The 5,001-nt window shown below is 61.6% G+C and carries 8 protein-coding genes; 4 read left to right on the top strand and 4 right to left on the bottom strand.

Going from position 1 to position 5,001, the window contains the following annotated elements; genetic code table 11:
* The 4 genes from HX846_RS27945 to HX846_RS27930 form a co-directional block, all read right to left on the bottom strand.
* On the bottom strand, positions 1-167 hold a 167-nt coding region (locus HX846_RS27945), incomplete at its 3' end, for a response regulator (protein ID WP_178966529.1).
* A 7-nt stretch (positions 168-174) separates the two neighbouring features.
* On the bottom strand, positions 175-582 hold the full coding sequence (locus HX846_RS27940) for a hypothetical protein (RefSeq protein ID WP_003220067.1): 408 nt from the start codon (positions 580-582) through the stop codon (positions 175-177).
* A gap of 106 nt (positions 583-688) precedes the next feature.
* Positions 689-988, bottom strand: a complete 300-nt coding sequence (locus HX846_RS27935) for a YciI family protein (protein WP_087692655.1) — start codon at positions 986-988, stop codon at positions 689-691.
* Position 989: 1 nt separating this feature from the next.
* Positions 990-1,586 carry a septation protein A gene (locus HX846_RS27930; protein WP_102369772.1) on the bottom strand — a complete coding sequence of 199 codons (597 nt, stop codon included), beginning with the start codon at positions 1,584-1,586 and terminating at the stop codon, positions 990-992.
* Between the two features lie 87 nt (positions 1,587-1,673).
* On the opposite strand from HX846_RS27930, the gene HX846_RS27925 reads away from it, so the two are divergent.
* The 4 genes from HX846_RS27925 (at position 1,674) to scpB (ending at position 4,971) form a co-directional block, all read left to right on the top strand.
* Positions 1,674-2,537, top strand: coding sequence for a PHP domain-containing protein (locus HX846_RS27925; protein WP_003220073.1), 864 nt, complete (start codon positions 1,674-1,676; stop codon positions 2,535-2,537).
* Between the two features lie 13 nt (positions 2,538-2,550).
* Complete coding sequence (locus HX846_RS27920) at positions 2,551-3,180, top strand: L-threonylcarbamoyladenylate synthase (protein WP_003220075.1); 630 nt, start codon at positions 2,551-2,553, stop codon at positions 3,178-3,180.
* Between the two features lie 120 nt (positions 3,181-3,300).
* Positions 3,301-3,999 (top strand): ScpA family protein, encoded by a 699-nt coding sequence (locus HX846_RS27915; RefSeq protein ID WP_173406103.1) that lies wholly within the window; start codon positions 3,301-3,303, stop codon positions 3,997-3,999.
* A gap of 12 nt (positions 4,000-4,011) precedes the next feature.
* Positions 4,012-4,971 (top strand): SMC-Scp complex subunit ScpB, encoded by a 960-nt coding sequence (gene scpB, locus HX846_RS27910; protein ID WP_008433105.1) that lies wholly within the window; start codon positions 4,012-4,014, stop codon positions 4,969-4,971.
* Positions 4,972-5,001 lie beyond the last annotated feature (30 nt).

Here is a 5,001-nt window from a genome sequence, read left to right as displayed (position 1 = left end):
GGCAGCATCACGTCGAGCACCACGGCCGCCGGGGCGGCTTCGGCCAATGCCTTGCGGGCGCTCAAGCCGTCATGGCAGGCGCGCACCTGGAAACCTTCCTGGCTCAACCAACTGGTCAGCAGCTCACAGAGCTCCTGGTCATCATCTATCAGTAACAGCTCGCTCATGACTCACTCAATTTAGCCATTGTCGACGGCGCCGGTGCCCGCCACTGGCGAAGATCCCGCATAACAGGGCGATCAGCGCGACTGCCCCGCCGGTCACGAACCATTGTTGTTGCTCGGTAAGCCAGCGTGGCAAGGCACTGCCCTGTGCTTCTTTGAGTTGCTGGACCAGGCGTTGGTTCTCCTGGCGCAGTTTACTCAGTTGGGTACTTTCCCGCGTGGCGTCAGCACTTTGCAATTGCTTGCTCAGCTCATCGCGCTGGCGTTCGCTCTCTTTCAAACGTTGCTGCAAATCGGTGATCTGGCTGCCGGCACTCAAGGACAGGGGCGTGGAACTGCCGGTGTTCGAGGTTTCTTCAGCGTGGGCCGTAGCCCCGATCATTAACACTGCCAACAGACACAACTGACGTAAGCGCATCGGAACTCCTGATTCCACACGAATATTCAGAACGTTGTCGGCAGGTTACCGGGAATAATGAGCGTTTAGGAGTGCGCTGAAGCCATTTGGTTCAGCGCGCAACGAATCAAGGCAGGACTTGCTTGAACGGTTTGACCAGCACCTGGGCGTACACGCCGGCCGCTACATACGGATCAGCATCGGCCCAGGCTTGTGCCGCCGCCAGGGAGGCGAACTCGGCGACGATCAGGCTACCGATGAAACCGGCGTCTCCCGGGTCGTTGCTGTCTACCGCAGGATGTGGGCCGGCCAGTACCAGGCGGCCTTCGGCTTGCAGCTGTTTCAGGCGCTCGACGTGGGCCGGGCGTACGGACAGGCGTTTTTCCAGGGAGTTGGCGACGTCGGTGGAAATGATGGCGTAGAGCATGTCAGTCCTCGGTTTTCGGCGTGGTAGGGTCGGTGTCATGCAGGTGGCGCGACAGGTAGATACCCTGGCCGACCAGGAACAGCACGGTCATGCCCAGGCTGCCGAACACCTTGAAGTCCACCCAGTAGCTCTGGAAGGTAAAGGCGACGAACAGGTTGGCGGCGCCGCAGAACAGGAAAAACACGATCCAGGCGATGTTCAGGCGGGTCCATACCGGGTCTGGCAAGGTCAGCGCGTGGCCCATGATCCGCTTGATCAGCAGGCGATCACCGATGAAGTGGCTGCCGATAAAGGCCAGGGCGAACAGCCAGTTGACCACCGGGGCTTTCCATTTAAGGAAGGTTTCGCTGTGGAAGGCCAGGGTCAGGCTGCCGAACACAAGGCAGGCGACCAGGGTCAGCCACTGGCTTTTTTCCAGCTTGCGCTGGGAGATGAAGAGCGCGCCGTAGACCACCACGGAGCTGATGATCAGCACCGCCGTGGCACTGTAGATGCCGCCGACGGTCAGCTCGTGGCCGGCAAGATCGATAACGCGAGGGTCGGTTTTGTAAACGATGAAAAACAGCAACAGCGGGATGAAGTCGATGAATTGTTTCACAGTAAGAGCCAGAAGCTGGATGTGGCGGCATAATAACAAACATCCTTGGTAGCGAAAGCGCCAGCTGACTTGAGGTTACACACTCCCGTGAATGTTGATTTGCACTGCCATAGCACAGCCTCCGACGGCGCCCTGGCGCCCGCGGTCCTGGTTGCGCGTGCGTTTGAAAAAGGCGTGCGAGTCCTGTCGTTGACCGACCACGACACCCTCGAAGGCCTGGCAGAGGCCCGCGAGGCGGCGCATGCGTTGGGCATGCAACTGGTCAACGGAGTTGAATTGTCCTGCACTTGGGGCGGCGCAACCATCCACGTATTGGGCTACGGTTTCGACGTCAACGCGCCGCCGCTGGTGGAGGCCATCGCCAAATTGCACGATGGCCGCTGGCTGCGGTCCGAAGAAATAAGCCGCAAGCTGGCCCTCAAGGGCATGCCCAACGGCCTGGAAGGCGCCCGCGCCATCCAGCAGGAACTGGGTGACAGCGGCAACGCCCCGGCCCGCCCGCACTTTGCCGACTGGATGGTGCGTGAAGGTTTTGTAAAGGATCGCGCCGAAGCGTTCCGCAAATGGCTGGGTGCCGGCAAGCTGGGGGACGTCAAGCAACACTGGCCAACCCTGGAAGACACCGTTGGCACACTGCGGGCAGCAGGTGCCTGGGTCAGCCTGGCGCATCCGTGGCATTACGATTTCACCCGCAGCAAGCGTCGCAAGCTGATTGGCGACTATATTGGAGCGGGCGGCCACGCAATCGAAGTGGTCAACGGGCATCAACCCGCCGAGCAGGTAGGCAGCCTGGCGATTCTTGCCCGCGAATTTGGTCTGCTGGTCAGCGCCGGCAGTGATTTTCATGGCCCCGGCGGCTGGTCCGAGATTGGCGAGTACCGCGCCGTTCCGGAAGATTTGCCGCCCCTTTGGTGTCGCTTCAAACATGACCCCATTATTGCCACCGTCTGAACAGGTAGAACACGTGAGTCAATTCTTCCAGATTCATCCGGAAAACCCGCAGGCGCGCCTGATCAAACAGGCCGTGGAGATCATCCGTGCCGGTGGCGTGGTGATCTACCCCACGGATTCGTCCTACGCCATCGGTTGCCAGATCGGCGACAAGAATGCGGTCGAGCGCGTAAGACGCCTGCGTGACCTGGACAAGAACCACAACTTCGCACTGATTTGCAGCGACCTGTCCCAGCTGGGGCTGTTCGCCAAGGTCGACACTGGCACCTTCCGCCTGCTCAAGGCGCACACGCCGGGGCCCTACACCTTCATCCTCAACGCCACCCGCGAAGTGCCGCGCCTGCTGCTGCACCCGAAGAAGCGCACCATCGGCCTGCGGGTGCCGGAACACCCGATCGCCCTGGCGCTGCTGGCCGAACTCGGTGAGCCGCTGATGAGTGTGTCGCTGATCCTGCCGGGGGAAGAAGAGCCGTTGTACGACCCTTATGAAATGCGCCGGCTGCTGGAAAAACACGTCGACCTGATCATCGACGGCGGCTACGGCGGCAACAAGGCCTCTACCGTGATCAACCTGGCCGACGGCGAGCCGGAAGTGGTGCGCGTAGGGTGTGGCGACCCGGCACCGTTCATGGTCGAGGCCTGAATGTCGGCCGTGGAAGCCGTCGACAGCCAGGCGGGCGCCCAGCAGGAACTGCCATTTGCCATGGTCTACGGCCAGGCCGTGATGGAAATGCCGCTGGACCTGTACATCCCGCCAGATGCGCTGGAAGTCTTCCTCGAAGCCTTCGAAGGTCCGCTGGACTTGCTGCTGTACCTGATCCGCAAGCAGAACATCAATATCCTCGACATCCCGGTGGCGGAAATCACCCGCCAGTACATGGGCTACGTCGAACTGATGCAGACCGTGCGCCTGGAACTGGCCGCCGAATACCTGGTGATGGCCGCGATGCTCGCGGAAATCAAGTCACGCATGCTGCTGCCGCGCTCGGAGACTATCGAGGCGGAAGAGGATGACCCCCGCGCCGAACTGATCCGCCGCCTGCAGGAGTACGAGCGCTTCAAGGCCGCGGCCGAAGGCATCGACGGTTTGAGCCGGGTCGGCCGCGATGTGGTGGTGCCCAAGCTCGACGCCCCGGAAGCCCGGGCGCGCAAGCTGCTGCCGGACGTGAGCCTGGAAGAGTTGCTGATGTCCATGGCCGAAGTACTGCGCCGTGGCGATATGTTTGAAAGCCACCAGGTCAGCCGCGAGGCACTGTCCACCCGCGAGCGCATGAGTGATGTGCTGGATCGCCTCAAGGGCGGCGGGTTTGTGCCGTTTGTCGAGCTGTTTACCAAGGAAGAAGGGCGCCTGGGGGTAGTCGTGACCTTTATGGCGATCCTTGAGCTGGTCAAGGAATCCTTGGTCGAGCTGGTCCAGAATGAGCCTTTTGCGGCTATCCACGTGCGGGCGCGAGCCGAATAAAGAGCTGAATCGATGAATCTGACTGAACCCCGCGAACTGGCTCCGCTGCTGGAAGCCTTTCTCCTGGCCTCGGGCAAGCCGCAATCCCTGGAGCGCCTGTTCGAACTGTTTGAAGAAGCCGAGCGCCCTGAGCCGCCGGTGTTCAAGAAGGCCCTGGAGATTCTGCGCAAGTCCTGCGACGGCCGTGCCTTCGAGCTGCGGGAAGTGGCTTCCGGGTATCGCCTGCAAATTCGCGAGAAGTTTTCGCCGTGGGTCGGCCGCCTGTGGGAAGAACGCCCGCAGCGCTATTCCCGCGCGATGCTGGAAACCATGGCGCTGATCGCCTATCGCCAGCCGATCACCCGGGGCGAGATCGAAGACGTGCGCGGCGTCGCGGTCAACAGCCATATCGTCAAGACGTTGCTGGAGCGGGAGTGGATCAGGATCGTTGGCTACCGCGACGTGCCCGGCAAGCCGGCGATGTTTGCCACTACCAAGGTGTTCCTCGACCACTTCAACCTGAAAAACCTCGACGACTTGCCGCCGCTGGCCGAGCTGCGGGAGATGGAGCCGGACCCGGTCCTGGATTTCGACGACGCACCGGTGCCCGCCGGGTTGCAGGAGCTGGCCGACGCCAGCGCCGAGCCGGAAGAGCCGAAGGACGAAACCAGTTTCCACACATTGTTGCTGGAACTGGATGACATGGAGCAGGGCATCAAGACTGACTTCGATGACTTGCTGCGTGATGGTGCGGTCAGTGACGGTGAGCAGGAGCCTGCGTTGCAACTGAACGTTGAGGTTGAGCTGCCAGTCGAAGTTGAAGATGAGCCCGAGCCTGAACCCGAGGAGGACATCCTCGGCGTCGCCGAAGCCCGTGCCAAACTGCTGGCCGCCGTCGCAGCGCTCGAACAACCGCCGCTGAGCGACGAAGAAGACGAAGCCCGCGCCCTGGCCGAAGCCATCGAAAACGAACGCCGCCAATTCGAAGACTGACGCAGAACAAAATGTGGGAGCGGGGGGGTG

This window comes from Pseudomonas sp. K5002 (genome assembly GCF_013386655.1).
GTDB lineage: Bacteria > Pseudomonadota > Gammaproteobacteria > Pseudomonadales > Pseudomonadaceae > Aquipseudomonas.
This window is presented reverse-complemented; position numbering and strand designations above follow the sequence as displayed.